This is a genomic window from Bartonella sp. AD328YNZD (genome assembly GCF_042196425.1).
The window spans coordinates 1-1,580 of the sequence record NZ_JBHIQG010000458.1 but is presented as its reverse complement, the minus strand read 5'-3'; the positions used below and the strand labels follow the sequence as shown (position 1 = coordinate 1,580).

The window sequence follows — 1,580 nt, the reverse complement described above, 5'->3', positions numbered from 1 at the left end:
GAATGCGATAAAAGTATTTAGGTTGACGAGTTTCAGCATCGTAAACTTTTTTTATTTCGTCTATAAGTTCATATTTTCTGGATACATTTTGAGTGGCCATAGGTAGCTCCCTAATCTAACATTTGAATAAATTTTAAATGAAATGGTTATAAGGAGGCGCCCCCGCACCGCCCTATTGTTTAATTAAGCAGCTTCTTTTTCACATTCTAAATCGTCATCATTTTCCGATTCAAGATCAGCATCATAATAGTCTTCAAAATCATCATAATACTCATGACGATAATAATCATCTTCACTACCAAATTCGGGATATGCTTCATTCCAAATATGATCATCTGCCGTTAAAGAAGCGGCGCTATGAACATAAGAATCTCCTGAGATAAGAGCACCACATACAACGGCATCATCGAAAACACGCGCGTCATCACAAATATGAGCAGCGCCGCTTATTTTTGCATTGCCTCCAACATGAGCATCATCACAAATGACGGCATCATCAGAAATATGAGCATGATCAGTTACATAGGCATTATCATAAATCTTTGCATTGCCTTCAATTACAACAGCACCTTTAATACGAGCATTCCCATAAAGACGCGCATTGCCTCCCATAAAAATAGCTTCAAAAATAGCATTCCCATAAATTTTTGCATTCCCACAAACGTCTACAAAAAAGCTTCTTACTTTTGCATTCCCAGAAACACGGGCATTTTGAAAAACGCGGGCTTTATCATATACCCAGCACGTACCATAATGCGATAGGTTGCTTTCATTTTCTATAAAACCACCTAGATCCCCTGCTTTGACATCTCCAAAATCTTTTAAGGCGCGTATACGGTATAATGTGAGACCAGTCATATGATCTATTTCATTGGTTAATTCATATTTTTTGGATGGTTTTCTCTTTTTAACTGTAGCATTCATGCTAGTAATCCTTATCGTAAAAAAGTTTTCAATTGACACCCTATAAGGGCGCCGGGTGTTGAAAACACGGCGATAAGTCCGTCGTCACACTTTTCTCATAAAGAGTATTGTATGGTGCGACCACACCCGACAAAATCGTTATATGCTAGAGACAGCATAAAAGAAAGTCAGTATTTTAAGAAATGGGAAAAACCTTACGTGGTTTAACCGCTTATCGTTAAGTGTTTTCAGCACTTGCTAACCTTATTAAACGACCTTTTCTTTAAAGTCAATACGTATTTTTTATTTTTTTCACTTTTTTTCATTTTGATATCTACCTAATTGAATACCAAGTGCTTTTTTTAGCTCTCTTTCTTTTTAAGAGATGATTGTATAGCGTAAATGGACATGTTTATTAAACTGCGTGTATGCAACATGAGAAAGAATGAATAAACTAAAAAAAAGTACCAAAAAACGATATCTAAATACCAAAATACAGTATAACTATTTGGAAAAATTAAAACGACAAGTGCTAAACTTATTAGCTTTAAGAGTCGGTGCATATAATGTTGTAAATCACGTGTTAATATTTTCCAACCTGTTGTATCATCATCTTTATATTTTGGATTGTTCTGCAACTCAAAAGGAATATGAGAATTGCATAAAATTACAAAAAT

The 1,580-nt window shown here is 34.9% G+C and carries 2 protein-coding genes; both read right to left on the bottom strand.

Features of this window, described 5'->3' with window-relative positions:
- Positions 1–183: 183 nt before the first annotated feature.
- The gene (locus tag ACFIO3_RS12800) at positions 184–924 is read right to left on the bottom strand and encodes a hypothetical protein (protein WP_375687070.1); all 741 of its coding nucleotides are present in this window, start codon (positions 922–924) and stop codon (positions 184–186) included.
- A 341-nt stretch (positions 925–1,265) separates the two neighbouring features.
- A partial coding sequence (locus ACFIO3_RS12795) for a hypothetical protein (RefSeq protein WP_375704587.1) occupies positions 1,266–1,580 on the bottom strand: 315 nt, incomplete at its 5' end.

What these genes read in the sequence shown, in the direction of transcription:
- ACFIO3_RS12800 (WP_375687070.1), bottom strand. Translation starts at nt 924, where the DNA reads ATGAATGCTACAGTTAAAAAGAGAAAACCATCCAAAAAATATGAATTA.